The organism is Streptococcus suis (assembly GCF_002964045.1).
GTDB classification, from domain to species: domain Bacteria; phylum Bacillota; class Bacilli; order Lactobacillales; family Streptococcaceae; genus Streptococcus; species Streptococcus suis_U.
On record NZ_POPB01000322.1, the window covers coordinates 43,756 to 62,220 of the forward strand.

10 protein-coding genes are annotated in these 18,465 nt (G+C 36.9%); all 10 read right to left on the reverse strand.

Features of this window, described 5'->3' with window-relative positions:
* Positions 1-5: 5 nt before the first annotated feature.
* On the reverse strand, positions 6-2,477 hold the full coding sequence (locus C1E99_RS06105) for an LTA synthase family protein (protein ID WP_105206960.1): 2,472 nt from the start codon (positions 2,475-2,477) through the stop codon (positions 6-8).
* On the reverse strand, positions 2,474-4,249 hold the full coding sequence (locus C1E99_RS06110; protein WP_105206961.1) for a rhamnan synthesis F family protein: 1,776 nt from the start codon (positions 4,247-4,249) through the stop codon (positions 2,474-2,476). Before C1E99_RS06110 ends, C1E99_RS06105 begins: the two co-directional genes overlap by 4 nt.
* The gene (locus tag C1E99_RS06115; protein WP_105206962.1) at positions 4,246-5,652 is read right to left on the reverse strand and encodes a glycosyltransferase; all 1,407 of its coding nucleotides are present in this window, start codon (positions 5,650-5,652) and stop codon (positions 4,246-4,248) included. Before C1E99_RS06115 ends, C1E99_RS06110 begins: the two co-directional genes overlap by 4 nt.
* 11 nt (positions 5,653-5,663) lie before the next feature.
* Positions 5,664-6,908 (reverse strand): ABC transporter ATP-binding protein, encoded by a 1,245-nt coding sequence (locus C1E99_RS06120; RefSeq protein WP_105206963.1) that lies wholly within the window; start codon positions 6,906-6,908, stop codon positions 5,664-5,666.
* A complete protein-coding gene (locus C1E99_RS06125; RefSeq protein WP_161943240.1) occupies positions 6,908-7,711 on the reverse strand; it encodes an ABC transporter permease in 804 nt (267 codons plus the stop codon). Before C1E99_RS06125 ends, C1E99_RS06120 begins: the two co-directional genes overlap by 1 nt.
* 2 nt (positions 7,712-7,713) lie before the next feature.
* The gene (locus C1E99_RS06130) at positions 7,714-8,646 is read right to left on the reverse strand and encodes a glycosyltransferase family 2 protein (protein WP_105206964.1); all 933 of its coding nucleotides are present in this window, start codon (positions 8,644-8,646) and stop codon (positions 7,714-7,716) included.
* Positions 8,643-9,791: a beta 1-4 rhamnosyltransferase Cps2T gene (cps2T, locus tag C1E99_RS06135; protein WP_105206965.1), complete on the reverse strand. Its 1,149-nt coding sequence runs from the start codon at positions 9,789-9,791 to the stop codon at positions 8,643-8,645. The genes C1E99_RS06130 and cps2T overlap by 4 nt, the downstream gene beginning before the upstream one ends.
* Before the next feature lie 161 nt (positions 9,792-9,952).
* On the reverse strand, positions 9,953-10,468 hold the full coding sequence (locus C1E99_RS06140) for a glycoside hydrolase family 73 protein (protein ID WP_238146213.1): 516 nt from the start codon (positions 10,466-10,468) through the stop codon (positions 9,953-9,955).
* An 11-nt stretch (positions 10,469-10,479) separates the two neighbouring features.
* Positions 10,480-14,583 (reverse strand): GBS Bsp-like repeat-containing protein, encoded by a 4,104-nt coding sequence (locus C1E99_RS06145; RefSeq protein ID WP_105206967.1) that lies wholly within the window; start codon positions 14,581-14,583, stop codon positions 10,480-10,482.
* A 453-nt stretch (positions 14,584-15,036) separates the two neighbouring features.
* Positions 15,037-18,369, reverse strand: a complete 3,333-nt coding sequence (locus C1E99_RS06150) for a MucBP domain-containing protein (protein WP_105206968.1) — start codon at positions 18,367-18,369, stop codon at positions 15,037-15,039.
* Between the last annotated feature and the right edge of the window lie 96 nt (positions 18,370-18,465).

Sequence of the window (18,465 nt, forward strand, 5' to 3'; positions counted from 1 at the left end):
TCCTTCTATTTCTCAATCTCAAAAAATTCTGGCGATGATTTTATATAACCTTTACCAATTGTTATATCATATTGTAATAATTTTAAATCATCAGCTATCTGCTGTTGTTCCTCAGTAAATTCCTCTTTGTCAATACTTGCTTGAATTAAAATATCTGTAAGAAGCGCATAGTAAGGTGAAACTTTTGAATCAGTGTGGGCAAAAAGTTCTGCAATGAAGTCACTTGAATTCACCAATGGATAATTCTGTTTTTTAGATGTATGATTACTCCAAATAAAATAATCTGTTTGATACTGACTTTCTGGATTGTCTTCAAATGCTTTATCTGGATATAAGCCAGGAAGATGATCACCATAAAAGACCACAGTAATATCTTTTTTGACCTTAGATAACTCTTTTAAAAACTTTTCAGTTGCCGCATCTGTATAACTTAATAAACGAGAATATTCTGTTAATGCACCATTTTGTTGGTCAGAAAAATTTGTTCCGCTAGCAACAATGTCACTTGGTTGCCCAACAGACCATGGACTATGATTTTGCATGGTTATTACAGAGAAAAATTGACTTTCTTGCTCATTTATATTCTCTAATATGTTTCTATAAACAGTTTCATCACTAATGCTGACGCCAGTTTTTTCAGGATTTGAAAACTTTTCGTTACTATCAGTATTAAAAATTAGTTTACTAAAACCCAAATCCTCATAGATAGTTTTTCTACTATAGTTGTTCGCACCTGACGGATGCATTACAATTCTATTTTCACTTTCAAATTGCTCACTAATTGAAGGAAATATAGACATTTTAGGTACTACTTCTGTATAAATTACAGAAACTGTTGAAGAATAATTATAGTATGGTAATCCAGTCAATGCTTGAAACTCCATATTTGCGGTTCCACCACCATATCCATCTGAACGCATCAAGCCACTGGAGGTACCTGACTTAATTTTCTTAATATTTTCCAAAATATCCTTATTAATCGAAACTCCATCTACACGCTCTGGGTCTGAAAAACTCTCACTTAGAACATAAATAATAGTTTGATCTGCAATTTGATTTTTTCTTGCTTTATTAATCTCTTCAGCACGTTTAGAATACTTATCAATTAGTTCTTCAATAGCTTTTTTACTATAGTTTTTAGGTTTAACCATTATTGGTTTGGTTAGTTGTTTTGTCCATACATAACTTAGGGACTTGTATCTTGCATTTGCTTCAAAACCAAACCAAGTAATATCATACCAATTATTTACTCGAGATAGTATCGGAATTCCACTCACCACTCTTGCATTTTCTTCGTTGGTAAAAACTTGTAAAACAAAAGTACTCATCAAAAATACTACCCCAAGCATACTGAAGCGTACTTTCCAAAATTTGATTATCTGCCCTACAAAAATTCTCTTGTTCAAATAAATTATTAAGAAAATTCCCAAACCAATAATCAAAATTGCAAGGAAGACATAAAATTGAGAAACAAAGCTTGTTACAGTATTTAATTCTTTTAACCAAATTAAATCTGTAACTAGTAGAGGTTCACTTCGCATACTAACTTTAATATTATTAATTATTGTAATGAAAGTACCTAACATTATCAAGAGAACAGTTGTTACCACATATCTATTAATAAGTAGATAAAGTACAAGGTTCACAACCGTTAAAAATAATAATTGATATAGTGTGGCTCCAGGAAAAATATAATGACCAAGTAATTCACTGTCTCCTCGAACTCCAAGTTGAAAAAAGTAATTGAAAACAAGAGACAATATAAGACTGGTTGAAAAAGCCAAAGAAAAACTTGATTTATTATTTGTAATATCGATTATACTTTTAAGTCCAGTTATCGTTACTATCGTTACAAACATTGTGAAAATAAATAACCTTGAACTAAGATAAGATACATATGAATAAAAATTTTGCGTTTCAACAATGCCCTGTAAAGACTCATTTAATATTGCTATTATTTTACTGTCTGATATAGTTAATATCGTCATCAGTAAAGCTAAACTATAATCTTTACCTTGATACTCTTGTAATGAACTATCAAGCCTTCTGATAATCGGATACTTATTAGATAATTTTTGAATGCTGTATCCCATTAACAAAATGATAGCTACAATACATAAACCTTGAATTTCAAAAAATTGATTCCCTATAATATCGTAAGGTTTAAAATTTTCATTATTGAGATTTCTAGTAATCAACAAAAGATAGGAAATTAACAAATATATAAAATAAGAAATCCTCAACTTCTGTAAATATAACTTATTTAAATCCCGATATATATAGAATGATAGTATTACAACCGAAAATATACTAAGAAAAAATAGAAACGTTTGTAAACTTTGAAATTCGCTATTAAGACTCACTCCTGATAACAATTGAACATTTGTAATAAAATAATTCAAACAAAATGTAACTAAAAACAGGACTAAATAATGTAAATTGGCATCAATATTAATTTGCTTTAATCGTTCAATCATGATTTTATCTTTTCTACACCTCGCTTCAAGATGTACTTTGTAGTGTTAACAATAGCTTTTCGAAGGTATTTGATTGCACCAGAAATGCCACCAAAATAAGTAAAATCTATGTAAGCGTATGGACTGAATTGCTCTAATTGTCTCTTATTGAGAACGCGATTATCTACATAAGCAGGGATGGCATTAGGATTTTGACGAATTCTAAAGTCATAACCTTGTGCCCAAGCAACATAGACAACCATACGCTCAATTGCGTGCAAAATCGTATTCTGTGGCAATGGTTCTTTTGGTACATCTTTATCATCAATATTAAGCTCAAATAAAGGTTTCAAAGCATCATATTTGAACCAAATAAATGTTCCATATGACATGACAAATACGTCACTATCCTTGAAAATCATCTCTTTGGTCATCCCCATATCCTTCCACATTTGCTCCATATATGGAACCATACCTAGTTCCGTCCATGGATCCATGCGAACAAATCGGAAATAAGATGGAATATCCGCAATCATCAGTCCTAAATCTTCATCTTCTGCAAAACTTGACAAAATTGCTGCAGATGGTTCGACTAACATGTCAATTAGTTCTGTACGCCAACTCTGACCAGCCCAATAATCTGCTTCCTTTGATTTTTTGGTGTGAAAGTGTCCAATATAATCATACTGTTCGAGGTGTTCTTTTAATTTGAACATAGGAAGGACATCGCGTCCAATATTACCAGTCAAAACAATTTCAGCTTTAACTTGGCGTTTATCTAAAATTTCCTGAATCTCAGTTTTTTTCGTCTCCGTATCTGTAGTCAGAAATAGGTCATATGAAAATTGAAACTTTGAAAAACTTTCTAAAAATTCTTCTAAGAGATCAACATAAAAAGTATGCAAGTGGATCGCAATTTTTTTATCCATAAATTTAGGATTAACTTGGCTAGATGTGTGATATTTTTGAGCTAAAAGATAATCTGCTGTCGGATCAAACATTTTAGACATGTGGTTAATCATAAGATTTTGCGGATAGTCAGAGTGTTTCGCTAGCTCTTTCAAGAAAAATGGAGCATACAATTGATTCCCCTCTAGTGCTTTCACTTTTAGGAAAGGGACACGTTTTTCAATGATTGCTGTTGGATTATAATAGGAAAAATCTGGATGTAGCATTCCCGAAATATCTTCATTTGTGGTGTCAAAAACAACACCATATGACAATCCAGCATCTAGTAAACTTGTAGTTATTTTTGTCTCATATTGGTCAATTACCTCTTGAACATCTGTTTTTTCAGTAATCCCCTGCCAAAATGTTTTAAATGCTGGATGAGTTATAGCTGAATTTTTAAATGATAAATAATAACTCTGTAAATGCTCGCGAAATCCTTGAGAAGTTAGCGACTTAGCTGTTTCTCTATTATTTGTCATTCCCCAGAAGTCAATAGTTCCATCAGATTCAAATCTTTCATAGATAGGTGCCATTTCCCATAGTGGTCCAAAGCATGTATCATTCATCAAGGTAACTGAATCATAATCTGATAAATTTTCAAATCCGACATGAGTCATAGCATCTCGCCAAGCTGAAAAATCATAACCTGAATTTTGACGTTGAATAAACTCATCAATAAGTGATTCATTTTTTAAAAGTTCAATCTTGTTAGCTGGAAACTGGCTATTAGAAATAAATATAACTTTCGAAAAAAGTGGTCGCATTTTGGTCAATTGATAATGAACATGCGAACTAAATTCATTATATTTATTAAAATGAACATATAAAAGCAAACGCTTCATTTGTTTCTCCTAAAGAAATTTATTATTTTAGTGGGAATAGTCCATCTTCTGGAACTAATAACGCTGTTGTATTGGTTTGTAATAGAAATAAGGTCCTTTTGTTGATTCTCTATTATTCTTTTCAATTGATTATTTTCAATTTCTAAACTCTCTGCACGAGCTTGTTTTTGTTTCAAATCCAAAACTTCTCGACCTAATACTTTCATACCAAAGTCTTCTGAATAAATATCATCAATTTCAAACATTTCATACTCCAAAATGAGGTTTTTACCAAAAAATTCTGGAATATCATAGATAATCTGTGGATCTGTATTTTGGAAAATAAATGAATGACCAAGTGAAATACCATTTGAAAAAGATGGAATAATTTCAGTTTGATATTTTGAACTGATTAATTTTACACTTGAAAAAAAACTAGGGTTTTCACTCAAATCAACACGAATTCTTCCGCAATTTTCTGGTAATTGAATCTCAATTGACTCTTTTTTAGAAAATGGAATTTGAAAGATTTTATCTTGCCTAAATTGATTGTTTTCATCCGCAAAATATATGGTCGTTTTCTCGAGTCCAATCTGCCCTAAGCCGCCTTCTTTCTTCGTTAATTCCAACTCATATCGGTTATTGCGATCTAATAGAATGTCCAACATCTTCCGATAATCACTTGTTGGATACTTAACTACATAGTCTTTTTGAGTCTCTAATAAGCGATTAAAACGGTATTCTATCTTTGAGAAATCTTTTGGACGAGAATCGGAACCGTGGTTAACACGATAGGCTACGCAAGCCTCTGGTAGGTAGGATAAGTCTGTTCTTTGAAACAATTCCAATTGTATATCAAAGGTATCATCAGATGTTGAAGTATCAATACTCTCATTTACTTCTTTCATCAGATTAGTATCAACCAACCACGTAGATGGAGCAGTAAATCCTCTGGTTGTAAGCATTGTTTCAAAATTATGTGCCTTTGGTACAATTTTTGATTCAAAAACAGCATTTGCAAAAATAACACCTTGTTCATCTACATAATCAATATCTGTACAATTCCATTTTGATGTTGGATGTAATTGTAACAGTTGAACCTGTTTCTGAAGTTTTTCTTTGTCAATCCAAAAATCATCACCGTCACATCGTGCAATATATTGTGAATTTACTTCTCTACAAATTGCTACCCAAGTTTTTGCAATGCCAATATTTTCTTGATTATAAAATGCTCGAATGCGTTCTGGGTATCGTTCAACATATTCACGAATAATTTTAGCTGAACCGTCTGTTGAGCAGTCATCTATTAATAAGATTTCATACGGAAATTCTGTCTGTTGAGCTAGAAAACTTTCAATCGATTCTCGTAGCCAAGGCTCCTTATTAAAAACCGTACACACTATTGATACAAGAGGATTTGACATAACTTCTCCTTCTACTCAATTATGTTCCAATTACCATTTCGTTTTACTAATCCTGCAGCTGAGTCATTTGCTGAAAAGTCATCATTTGTAATGTCTGTCCTTGTCACAAATATCATTGGAGCATGTTCAGAAGTCGCAAATGCCAACATTTCACGATTTTTTCCTAATATCGTAACTTGTAATTTCAATTTGACATCATTAATTGCTGCTAAGCTACAAGAATAGCGTAAGATTTTGTGTCCTTTTGTATTTGTTGGAAAATCATAGCTATTATCGTTATAAATCCAAATGTTACGATCAATATCCGTCATACAGAATACTGCATGCGTTTCAATCTCTTCCAATACATCATAAGAAATTTCAAATTCAACTTGTTGGTCTTGTGAAACACGTTGAGGCGATAGTAGTTTAACTTGCAAATTATCAACTAATACAGTCGGTTTCTCATCTTCAATTTTAACTTCTTCAACTATTTCTTCTTGCTTTTCATCAACCTTTGGTTGAGCTTGGACCACAGTATTGTCTAAACTGTACTGATTAGCTACATCGCTTGGGTCTCCCAGGGCTTTAACTAAGCCATTTTCAATCAATACCGCCTTGTTGCAATACTTCTTAACTGCTCCCATATCATGGGTTACAAGAATGGTTGTTTTTCCGCTTTTCTTCCGCTCTTGGAAGTAGTCATTACACTTGCGTTGGAAGGCCTCATCACCAACTGCCAAGACTTCGTCCAAAATCAAAACATCACCTTGAGCCTTTATGGCAACTGAGAAGGCCAAACGTACTTGCATACCACTTGAATAGTTTTTGAGTTTCTGGTTCATAAATTCGCGCAACTCAGCAAAATCAACAATATCATCATACATAGCATCGATTTCTTCCCTAGAAAAACCAAGTAAGGCCCCATTCAAATAGACGTTTTCACGACCAGTTAATTCGGGATTAAAACCAACTCCAAGCTCTATAAAGGAAACAAGTTTTCCATCAACTGTCACAGAACCTTTTTCAGGGACATAAATTTGAGAAATAATTTTCAATAAAGTTGACTTTCCTGAACCATTTCGACCAAGAATTCCAAAAAAGTCACCCTTTTCAACTTCAAAGGAAATATCTTTAAGAACATGTTGTTCCTTATAGCCTTTAATCCCTCTGAATCGATTCACCATTGTCGTACGCAAGCTTTGAGTAGCTTCGGTTGGTAATTTAAAAAACTTGCTGACGTGATCGACTTTTACTGCAATATTCTTTTCTGTCATTAGAGAATCTCCGCAAATTTCTTAGAATGTTTATTAAATACTCGAACTCCAATCACAAAAACAATAATTGGGATCAAATATGGAATCAATACAATGGCCTTGTTGTTGATAACTTGCCATACAGGTAGATTTGCTTTATCAATCACAAAATAACGCATATCCTGAATGATTTGTGCCATTGGGTTTAACATGATTAATTTGGCAGCTACTACACTTTGATTCATCACAAATGACAAGGAATAAATGATTGGTGTCGCATACATTCCTGCCTGCATCACAACTTCCCAGATTTGTGACAAATCACGGAATCTTACAAATAAAGTTGAAAGAATAAATGCAATTCCTGTTGCTAATAAGAACAACTCCAGAAATAATGGGATTGCCATGATAACGGTCCAAGTGAACTGAACACCGTTAAATAATGAAAAGATAAGTACAACGACTAAATTGATTGAAAAGTTAATAGCTGCTCCAAATACAGCCGACAAAACAATAATTTCCTTAGAAAAGTTTAATTTTCTCAACAAGTCGCCTCGTGTCACGATGGAAACCATCCCCATATTGGTTGCTTCTGAAAAGAATGACCAAATGACATTTCCCAGCAAAAGCGCTACTGGAAAGTGTGGTACATCCCCTCCCAAGCGTAAGAAATGAATGAAAACGACATACATAATCGCAAACAGCATTAGAGGTTTCAAAATTGACCAAAGATAGCCGATGACCGAACCTTGGTATCTCAATTTAAAATCAGTTTTAATCAATTCCCTTAAAAGAATTCGATTTTTTGTGGAAAATAAATCCATTATTACTCCTTAATATATGCAAATTTTGTCACAATCAGTGTTGAAAATACAAGTGTATGGAAAGCCTTGTTTTTTCTCAAACCATATTTTCTCAACGTTTTGAAGCGTTCTAGAAATGGCTTATCCATGATAGATACAAAGGCCTGAACCAAGTCTCTATCTGCATCTTTCAGAGGCATTTCTAAGAGATAAGATGCTTGTTTTTGGCTATTTTTTATCAATTCCCAATACACCTTAAATAGAATATGCGGACGAATCCATTTCTTGAAGCGTTTGGAGAGGGTCCTAGCTCCCAATACATTGTCAGAATGTTGTCGATAGAGTTCTCCAGCCTGATCGATATAGACTAGCTTTCCAAATGCAGAAGCTAGCAAGGCTAGGTACCAATCATGCATGAGGATGTCTTCCGTTCCGGACCACAAAGTAGAAAGCGAGTGGTTGATCATGGCAACGCCGCCTGTCACTGTATTTTCAGTCAATTCTTGAACAAGCTGTGTATTGGCATGATGGGACTGAGAACGAATCATACTCTCTACCATCACTTCTAACTCTTCATTGACCACTTTCAAATCCATATAAACCATCAAGGGTTGATCAACAGAGTAAGTCTGAGCAGTTTGTAAACTAACTTCCAACTTATCTGGTAACCAGACGTCATCCTGATCACTAAAGAAATAAAAGTCTGCCTTCTCATAGTGAAGGAGGCGATGAAAGCTCTTAATGACTCCAAGATTTTTATGACTGTCCTTTTCGATAAAACGAATACGGCTGTCTTCTTTTTCAAGTTCTTCGATGATTTCACGTGTTTTATCAGAAGAACCATCATCACGAATCAACAAGGTCCAGTCTGTAAATGTTTGTTCTTGAATCGAACGAATTTGCTCTCTCAAAAACTGTTGACCATTATAGGTCGACATCAAAATATTTACTTTCATTGTAAAAATAATTCCTCATATTCTCGGACAATTTTATCCCAAGTATAGGCATTTTTCATATGATTTTTCGCTCTCTGACCCATGTCAAAAGCCTCAGCTTCTTGATCAATGCGATTGATTAGTTGACTGAGATTGCCTGGCTCTTTTGTCCAGTAGCGTGCTCCGTCCAGAGCTACTTTTTGGTTAAAATCAACACCTAGAACTAAGTTTTCATTTGTCTGTGCTAGAGCTTCAAGTAGACTAGGGTTGGTGCCCCCTACTTCATGTCCATGAATATAGGCACGGCATTGATTACGGAGATATTTGAGTAAATTGGTATCGTAAACTGTGCCGACAAATTTAATCCGCTTATCTCTAGAAAAATCTGTCTCCTCTTCTAGTTTTTGAAAATATGCAGAGCCCTCATAGTTCGCAACGATAACCAAGTCTCTTTTGGTATCACTGGCCATGAATTCTTTAATAGCTGTTAAATAATTGTTCTCAGGCACGAAGCGACCGATAATTAAATAGTATTCCTTTTCCTTCACATTCCATTGACCAAAAAAATTCAATACGGCCTCGCTATCAGACTGATAGTCAGTCGGACTTAAATCTGTACCATAGGCGATAAATCGTGTATGAGTTCCTGGATAGGCTTCTTGAATGTAGTTTTCAATACCTTCATTATCTGCAATCAATAAGTCTGCATGTTTTGCCATGGCTTTTTCTGCATATTTTAGATAAGACTGGACTGGTTTGGACCACTTTGTCCGTTTCCATTCTAAACCATCAGGATTGACAAACAAGGTCCCGCCTACAGAGTGAATCTTCTTAGCAAAGGGAGCTATGAAACCACCTATGGTATTTCCCAAAATATAGAAAATAGGTTTCTCCATCTCTTGAGCTTTCACCAAGTCAAGGGCATAGGAAATGGCCATCATGTCATAGGCAATGACACGGGCTGGACCAAGTTTTGGGGGATTGATAGTAAAGCAATCAGCCCCTTTATAATCTGTATGTTGGTGGTGACTGCTGTCCGATAGACAGGCCACATGGTAGCGAATAGTGGGGCTTACTTGGTTGGAAACCAGTTGCTCGACAAAGGTTTCAAAACCTCCGTACTGAGCAGGTAAGCCACGGCTACCGATGATAAAAATGTGTTTCATAAAAATATCTCAAAAAAATAGTAATCAGATAATTATACCATAATTTCTACTGAAATTCATGAAATTCCTGTAACCCTTACACGATTGGGCATCCGTTGGACCAAAAAAGAGAGGACAAATCCTTGTCCTCTCCAAAATCAGAATATCATATTATACCACAACTAATCATACTGTTGAAGTCGATATTTCTCAATCAGTGATTTTAATTTATTTCCATAATTTGGATCCGTCGCATATCCAGACTTCTGTAGTGCGGCTACTGCATCTGAATAATTGCGTGCCTGTCTAAATTGTGAATAATTCTGCGTTCTCCATGGTGTAGATGTAAAGAATTTACTATAATCTAATAGACTTGCCGTTGCAGAGTCATAGGCTCTAAACACTGCATTCTCTGTTCTAGGAACGCCATTTCGAACTTCTGTAGTAGGTAGGGTAATAGTTTTCCCTTTCCAGCTGGCATCAGCTTTAATACCAAAGTAATTATTGGCTTGTTTTGCCAAAGTTGAATTACCCCAACCACTTTCTAAAATAGCTTGAGCAACCATTACACTTGGTAAAATTCCTGATGATTTGGCAACTACTTGAGCTGCTGGTGCTAGAGTATTGATGAAGCGACGCTGAGCATCAGTCATTTGCACTTGGCTAGACTGTGTCGAAGTACTACTTATAGCCGTCACTCCACCAGTGCTTACTTTCCCCCAACAATACCATACCAATTCGCAATACCTTGTGCTAAAGCTTTTGCGAGTTTTGTTTGATAAGAATCTTGTTTAATCACTTGCAATTCTGAAGGATTATCCATAAAGCCCATCTCAACTAGGACTGCAGGAATTTTCGTTTCACGAAGAACTGCAAATGTCTCACGTTTAACACCACGGTTATAGGCTCCAGTTTCCTTAATCAAGCTTGCTTGAACTTGGTTTGCCAATGTTTGACTCTCAGCAAGTCGAGTTGGATCATTGTGATAAGCTTGGTTAATTTTTGATGGGTATGATGGATTACTTTGATACCAGTAAGTCTCAATTCCTTTAGCTCTAGTTGTACCAGCACCAGTTGCGTTGAAATGAAGACTGATAAACAAGTCAGCATTACTGCTATTTGCCATACGTGAACGTTCTGTAACAAAATCAACATTGTAATCAGCTGTCCGTGTCATTAACACATTGATACCAAGTGCGAGCAAGTTGGCTTTCAATTTATTGGCTACGTTCATTGCAAGAGTTTTTTCATGAACACCTCCATAAGAAGCGCCTGAGTCTGCACCACCATGACCTGGATCAATATAAACAGTAAATGAGCGTTGCGGTGAGCGTTGTGAATATGTGCCGGCTGGTAAGTTAGCATGCGCAGCTCCAACCATTGCCATACTGCCATCTGTTCCACGGTAATAAACGTGTGAAGTGTAATTTCCAGACTCATTCTTATGCTGAGAACTTAAAACTGTCAGACGATAACTTCCATCTGATTGACGCGTCGCTTCATGCCAAATAATGTCATCTTGGTCATTTTTATCAGTCCAAGTTGGAACTAAAACTTTATCCAAAGCTACAGGTGAGATGACATCTTTAATAACAACATCAAATGAACCTCTTTGTGAATTAACATTTGTAACAGTGATAGTTCCTGATGCTTTCGCTGGTGTAGCAGGAGCCTGTAGTTCAGCAGTGACTGCTCCAACTCCTGTCATGCTTCCATCCGTGCCACGGTAATATACGTGAGAGATATATTTACCAGTTTCGTTGTTATGTTCGAATTTTTTAACTGTATATTTGTAAGTACCATCTGATTGACGACTGGCTTCATGCCAAATGATATCATCTTGATTTTTATTCTCAGTCCAAGTTGGTACTAACACTTTATCAATCGTTACTGGCGATTTTACTTCTGAAATAATGACATCATACGTACCAGTATTTGAATTAATGTTTGCAACAGTCACCTTAGCACTTGCAGTTTCAGGTGTTTTTTCTACAGTTTGTGAAGCTGGTAGTGTTACTGTTGTTGTTCCAACAAAGGTACGACTTCCATTGTTTCCTTGGTAATAAACAGTTGTAATATACTTCCCGGTTTCATTTTTATGCTCAGACTTCTTAACAAGAGCTTCATAACTACCATCTGACTGACGGACCGCTTCATAGAACACGATATCATCTACACTCTTATTTTCAGTCCAGGTTGGTACAATGACAGATTTGACACCGTTTGGTGACGATACATTTGTAATTTTAACTACAAATGAACCTTCTTCAGCATTTACATTTGAAACTGAGATTGTTCCAGAAAGCTTGTTTGAAGTCGTAGGTTGAGTTGGAGCTACTGGTACAGTCGCTGTCGTTGCACCGATATAGGTACGTTTGCCATCTTTACCTTGATAGTAAACATGGGAAATGTAACTTCCTGTCTCATTTTTATGCTCTGACTTTTTAACTGTGTACTTGTAGCTACCGTCAGATTGACGACTAGCTTCATGCCAAATAATATCATCTTGACCTTTGTTTGAGGTCCAGGTTGGCACGAGAACTTTATCTAGTGCGACTGATGATTTCACCTCTGAAATCACTACATCATAGGTACCTGCTGAAGCATTGATATTGGAAACTGTTATCTTACCGCTGGCTTTTTCAGGTGTTGGAGCTACTGGTACAGTCGCTGTCGTTGCACCGATATAGGTACGTTTGCCATCTTTACCTTGATAGTAAACATGGGAAATGTAACTTCCTGTCTCATTTTTATGCTCTGACTTTTTAACTGTGTACTTGTAGCTACCGTCAGATTGACGACTAGCTTCATGCCAAATAATATCATCTTGACCTTTGTTTGAGGTCCAGGTTGGTACGAGAACTTTATCTAGTGCGACTGGTGATTTCACCTCTGAAATCACTACATCATAGGTACCTGCTGAAGCATTGATATTGGAAACTGTTATCTTACCGCTGGCTTTTTCAGGTGTTGGAGCTACTGGTACAGTCGCTGTCGTTGCACCGATATAGGTACGTTTGCCATCTTTACCTTGATAGTAAACATGGGAAATATAATTTCCTGTCTCATTTTTATGCTCTGACTTTTTAACTGTGTACTTGTAGCTACCGTCTGATTGACGACTAGCTTCATGCCAAATAATATCATCTTGGCCTTTGTTTGAGGTCCAGGTTGGCACGAGAACTTTATCTAGTGCGACTGGTGATTTCACTTCTGAAATCACTACATCATAGGTACCTGCTGAAGCATTGATATTGGAAACTGTTATCTTACCGCTAGCTTTTTCAGGTGTCGTAGAAACTGTTTGTGCAGCTGGTAAGGTCGCTGTTTTAGTTCCGACAAAAGTACGATTCCCATTGTTTCCTATGTAATAAACTGTTGTAATATATTTTCCTGTCTCATTTTTATGCTCTGATTTTTTGATGATTGCTTCATAACTTCCATCAGCTTGGCGAACCGCTTCATGGAAGACAATATCATCAACACTCTTATTTTCAGTCCATGTTGAAACTAAGACAGATTTCACACCATTCGGAGATGACACATTTGTAACCTTGACTACAAACGAACCATTCTCTGCATTGATATTGGAAATAGAAATCGTTCCTGAGAGTTTATTTGAAGTAGTTGACCCTGAATTCGTCGTAGCTAGATTTGCTACTGTTGCTCCAATATAGGTTTGCTTCCCATCTTTTCCGCGATAATAAACATGGGAAATATAATTTCCTGTCTCATTTTTATGTTCTGACTTTTTAACAGTATATTTATAACTTCCATCGGCTTGACGACTTGCTACATGCCAAATGATATCATCTTGACCTTTATTTTCAGTCCAGGTTGGGACATATACTTTATCTAAAGCTGTTGGTGAATATACATTTTTAATAACAACATCGTAAGTACCAGCTTGAGTGTTTACATTCGCAACCGATACTGTTCCTGTTGGTTTTGGTTCCTGTAATGTCGCCGAAGTCGTACCAATACCTGTCAAGGCACCGTCTTTTGTTAAATAATAAACATGTGAATGATATTTACCAGTTGTGTTCTTGTGCTGTGCTTTATTTACAGTTAATTTGTAGCTTCCATCTAATTGACGCTTTGCTTCATACCATAAAATATCGTCTTGACCATTAACTTCAGACCAGGTCGGCACGAATACTGTCTTGATTTCTTTGGCAGAAGAAACGTTTGTTACTCGTACATCATAGGTACCTTTTTGAGAATCAACATTAGACACCGCTACATGGTTTGGTGTAGATACTGTAGCAGTTGATGTTGTTGTAGCCGTCTCTGTTGATGGAACTGCAGATCTCGCTGATACTGCCGAAGTTGTGGCATTTGTAGTAGCTGTTGATGTTGATGGAGTAGTTGAACTACTTGACTGACTTGAAGCTGTAGTAGGCTGTACACTTCTCAATTGAGTTGTACCTGCTGCAGAAGTTGATGTACTTGTCGTAGTTGATGTTGTAGTGCTTGCAACAGCAGGCGCTACTGTTGTCGCCGTAGCTTGGGTGGTATTAGCCGGAACCTGCGTTGAAGTGCTTGGTACAGATTGTGTACTTGAAACTGCTGCATCACTTTCTGAGCTAACTTCAGTTACAACAGGTTTTGTTGCAGTGTCTACTGAAGTTGAACTCGTTCCTGTAGTGCTAGATGAGTTTGCAGTCGTATTGCTTGAATTTGTTGATTGACTTTCTATTTCTGTGCCTTGTGAAACCTGATCTGTTGCTTCCAAAACAGTATTCGCATGAACCAAATGACTCTGAAGTGTCCAGGCACACAAAGAAAGAAATAATAATGATTTCTTTTTCACAAATAACTCCTATCCAAATGAATTGACTATCGTTAAATTTTTGTAAAGATAAACTTTAACATAGTCTGACTAATCAATTATAGCACACATTATAAAATATGGAAAGTATTTTGATAAAGATATTATACATTTAAAAATGAGGCTGGACAAAAAGACCAACCTCACTTTTCATAGTTCTTGTCAACATCTCAGCGCAGTGGTTGATTGGCAGATTTGTTCGCGTTTCACACTCCAAATCTGACCTAATCAACTGTGCGGGGGTGGGAAGACGAACTCTTTTAAGACTGGTCGAGTTCTTTCCCACTCCCATTTCTTAAGTATTGCATTATTTTTGCAATTTGGCAATACAAATTAACAACCTTGAAGAATGACAAATCGTCTTTTCCACTCAAAATAACTTGTTTTTCAATTCATCAGACTAACTGTATTTCGAATGAATTTTGGACAATTGATTTAATCATTTTTGCGACGGCGTTTTGCTGTAATAGCAAATGTACCTAGTAACATTGCTGCTCCAATTGCTCCTGCTGCAGTAGATGCATCTTCGCCCGTATTTGGTAGTTGCCCAGATCCAACTTGTGATTTCGCACTAGTATGTTGTTGCTCAGAAGGTACTTCCGTTACAGACTTCGGTATATCCTGAGTTGGAGTCGTTGGAATATCTTGCTTGTTATTACCTGGTACACTTGGCTGAACCGGAGTCGGTTTTACAGGAGTAGTTGGCTCAGCAGGTTTAGGTTGAACTGGGGTTGGGGTCTCAACCTTGCGGTAAACATGCGTGGTGTTGCCATCTGAGTCTGTCACGGTACGAACGAATTCGTAGCCTGCGATAGACTTGCTTGGTGTTGTGCCGTCCTCTTGCGGTGCAATTGGAGTGCCACTTTCATCTACGTGGTTGGTTACAACTTTCTTAGCAGGCGTCTCAACCTTGCGGTAGATGTGCGTGGTGTTGCCATCTGAGTCTGTCACGGTCTTAACAAACTCGTATCCTTCGATAGACTTACTTGGTGTTGTGCCGTCCTCTTGCGGTGCAATCGGAGTACCATTTTCATCTACGTGGTTGGTTACAACTTTCTTAGCAGGCGTCTCAACCTTGCGATAGATATGCGTTGTGTTACCATCTGAGTCTGTCACGGTACGAACGAATTCATAGCCTGGGATTGACTTGTTAGGTGTTGTACCCTCTTCTTGCGGTGCGATTGGGTTACCGTTTTCGTCAACGTGATTTGTTACAACTTTCTTAGAAGGTGTTTCAACCTTGCGGTAAACATAAGTTACAACTGTTTCACCTTCTACAACTGTACCAGTTTCTGTACCGTCTGTACGAATAAGTTCGTAAGTTGTACCATCTGCGGTCGTAATCGTAGTTGGCTTGTTATCTGTTGTATCGTAGGCTGTACCTACATCTGAAGATGGAGTATCAGTTACTGGGGTTGCAATGACTGTTCCGTCTTCTGTGACATAGTGAACAACAACTGTACCTTGTTTAATAGATGGGGTTGGACTTGAAACCTTACGATATACGTATGTTACCTGAGTTGTACCTGCTACAACTTTACCTGACTCTTCACCTTTGGTCAATACTGGAAGGAGTTCGTAAACAGAACCGTCCTCTGTGGTAATTGTTGTCGGTTTGTTATCTGTTGTATCGTAAACTGTACCTGTTGATGAAACTGGTGTATCAGTCACAGGTGCTTTGATTACATTTCCATCAGTATCAATATAGTTGACAACTACATCACCAGTAACTTCTTCATAAACATAAGTAACTTGCTTATCTTCTCCTGAAGTGATGGTTCCGTTTTCTTCCCCAGTAGTTAATTTTGGAACGATTTGGTAAGTTTTACCATCTTCAGTTGTAATAACTGCTGTTTTTTGTTCTTCAGTAGAATATGTCTTACCTGGTTCGGCATTCACTTCGTCCTTGACAGGAGTCTTGAGTACTGTACCGTCAGTTGTTACATAATTGACTGTTACAGATCCTGCTGGTTCGTAAACATACTGAACTGTTGTAGTACCTTCAACAACTGTACCTTTCTCCGTAGCTGATGTGTCTTTCACTTCTTTGTAGAAGTAAGTCACACCATCTTTAGTGATCGTTGTCGGCTTATGATCGAGAGTTTCATACACAGTACCAGTCGTAGTTTCTGGAGTATCTACAACATCTTCTGCAATCTTTTCACCTGCAGTGTTATAGTATTCAACCACTACATTACCTGTTTGAACAACTGGAGTTGGGCTTGAAACTTTACGATAGACATAAGTTACTTGAGTCGTACCAGCGACTACTTTGCCTGACTCCTCACCCTTAGTCAATACAGGAACTAATTCATAAACAGAACCGTCCTCTGTGGTGATGATTGTTGGCTTGTTATCTGTTGTATCGTAAGCTGTACCTGTTGATGTCAAGTCGGTATCTGTCACAGGAGCCTTGATAACATTGCCTTCTGTATCGATATAGTTAACAACAACATCACCGGTAACTTCTTCATAAACATAGGTAACTTGTTTATCTTCTCCAGAAGTGATGGTTCCATTTTCTTCACCTGTAGTCAATTTTGGAACGATCTGATATGTCTTACCATCTTCGGTTGTGATAACTGTTGGTTTTTGATCTTCAGTTGAGTATGTCTTACCTGGTTCAGCATTTTCTTCATCCTTGACAGGAGTCTTGATGACTGTACCGTCAGTTGTTACATAATTAACTGTTACTGAACCTGCTGGTTCGTAGACATACTGAACTGTTGTCGTTCCTTCAACAACTGTACTAGTTTCCGCTGCAGAAGTATCTTTCACTTCCTTGTAGAAGTATTTCACACCATCCTTAGTGATGGTTGATGGTTTGAACTCAACTGTACTATAAGCCGTTCCAGTCGCGGTTTCTGGAGTATCTACAACATCTTCGGCAATCTTTTCACCTGCAGTGTTATAGTATTCTACCACTACATTACCTGTTTGAACAACTGGAGTTGGGCTTGAAACTTTACGATAAACATAAGTTACTTGAGTCGTACCAGCGACTACCTTACCTGACTCAGCACCTTTGGTCAATACAGGAACGAGTTCGTAGACTGAACCGTCATCTGTTGTAATAGTTGTCGGTTTATTATCTCTTGTATCATAGTCAGTACCAGTTGATGTAACCGAAGTATCTGTCACAGGCGCCTTGATAACATTACCTTCTGTATCAATATAGTTAACAACTACATCACCTGTAATCTCTTCGTAGACATAGGTAATTTGTTTATCTTCACCTGAAGTGACTGTTCCAGTTTCTTCACCAGTAGTTAAGCTTGGAACAAGTTTGTAGGTCTTACCATCTTCAGTTGTGATGGTAGTTGGCTTGTTGTCTTCTGTTGAGTATGTCTTACCTGGCTCTGCGTTTTCTTCATCCTTAACTGGAGTCTTGATCACTGTACCGTCAGTAGTTACATAGTTAACAGTTACTGAACCTGCTGGCTCGTAGATGTAGGTCACTTCTATTGTTCCTTCTTTAACTTTACCAGTCTCATTGTCACCAGCCTTCGCTTCTTTATAGTAATATGTTACGCCATTATGATTGATAAACGCTGGTTTGTAATCAGTTATATCATAAGCGGTATCTACTGCTGCATCCGTTGTATCATTTACTGAAGTTGCGATGGTTTCACCATTCGTATTTACGTAGTTCACAACAACGCTACCGTTTGGATTTGGAGCTGGAGTTGTAACTTTTTGGTAAACGTAAGTTACTTGAGTTGTGCCTTCTACAACAGTGCCTTTCTCAGCAGCTGATGTGTCTTTCACTTCTTTGTAGAAGTAAGCAGTATATTAAATTATATCAAAGACATAACGATTTTTTCAAGAATTTACACTTACTTTTCTTTATTTTCGACCGAAATA

Coding starts and splice junctions, on each gene's coding strand:
- C1E99_RS06105 (WP_105206960.1), bottom strand. CDS start 2,477: ATGATTGAACGATTAAAGCAAATTAATATTGATGCCAATTTACATTAT.
- C1E99_RS06110 (WP_105206961.1), bottom strand. CDS start 4,249: ATGAAGCGTTTGCTTTTATATGTTCATTTTAATAAATATAATGAATTT.
- cps2T (WP_105206965.1), bottom strand. CDS start 9,791: ATGAAACACATTTTTATCATCGGTAGCCGTGGCTTACCTGCTCAGTAC.
- C1E99_RS06115 (WP_105206962.1), bottom strand. CDS start 5,652: ATGTCAAATCCTCTTGTATCAATAGTGTGTACGGTTTTTAATAAGGAG.
- C1E99_RS06120 (WP_105206963.1), bottom strand. CDS start 6,908: ATGACAGAAAAGAATATTGCAGTAAAAGTCGATCACGTCAGCAAGTTT.
- C1E99_RS06130 (WP_105206964.1), bottom strand. CDS start 8,646: ATGAAAGTAAATATTTTGATGTCGACCTATAATGGTCAACAGTTTTTG.
- C1E99_RS06125 (WP_161943240.1), bottom strand. CDS start 7,711: ATGGATTTATTTTCCACAAAAAATCGAATTCTTTTAAGGGAATTGATT.